The 676-nt window shown below is 55.3% G+C and carries 2 pseudogenes; both read right to left on the reverse strand.

Annotated features, from left to right (window positions below):
* A pseudogene (locus tag DVK07_RS20370) lies at window positions 1-392 on the reverse strand (hypothetical protein); the annotation flags it as partial.
* Window positions 389-676 (reverse strand): annotated as a pseudogene (locus tag DVK07_RS22985) (hypothetical protein); the annotation flags it as partial. The pseudogenes DVK07_RS22985 and DVK07_RS20370, both read right to left, overlap by 4 nt.

The following is a 676-nucleotide window of genomic DNA, read 5'->3' on the forward strand; positions in this document are numbered from 1 at the left end:
GCCCTGACGGTGAGATCACCCTCATCGAACAGGTGACGACTCCGATCAACCATCGATTGCGTTAGTCGGATGACACCGGCGACCTGTTTATGAAACACGTCGAACCGTCGCACATCTTTTTGAAGAATGAACGCAGCCCCGAGTTCGTCGTACACCTCTGCGAGCTCCTCTTCGGGTTTGTATCCGGCAGCCGTTAGTACCTGGTACAATCTCCGGAGCTCGGCTTGTTCCCGGACGATCAAATCGATGTACTTCGTGGCGTTTTTCAGATCATCCAGTGTGAGCGCACCGCCCCCGATGAGATAGACCGTTAACTCGTTTTCAAGCAGCCCCGCAAGCTCGCTGAACTGTCGCCGAATCGCGTCCGACCCGAATGTGGCTTCTCTAGTCATAGTTCGACCCCGTACTCGTCGGCCAGCGTTTCGAACTCTTCCCACCGCGGCGTTGCTTCAGACACCTTCCCACCTTCCGTCTTCAGGAACTCCACCAGTGGGTTGACGATCTCCGTAATTCCATACTCATCTGCAGCTGTTTTCAGGCGCTCCGGTGGGAGCTCCGTCTTCACAGCGAGCAAGAGCGCGTACTTCCGGTGGCGAGAGTCGTTTTCGATGAGGAGAAGATGGCAGAACAGATCTCCCGGCGTGAGCGAGTTACGATCCTCTGAATAGAAGTAGTA

Source organism: Halorubrum sp. Atlit-26R (genome assembly GCF_003666015.1).
In the GTDB taxonomy this organism is placed as follows: Archaea; Halobacteriota; Halobacteria; order Halobacteriales; family Haloferacaceae; genus Halorubrum.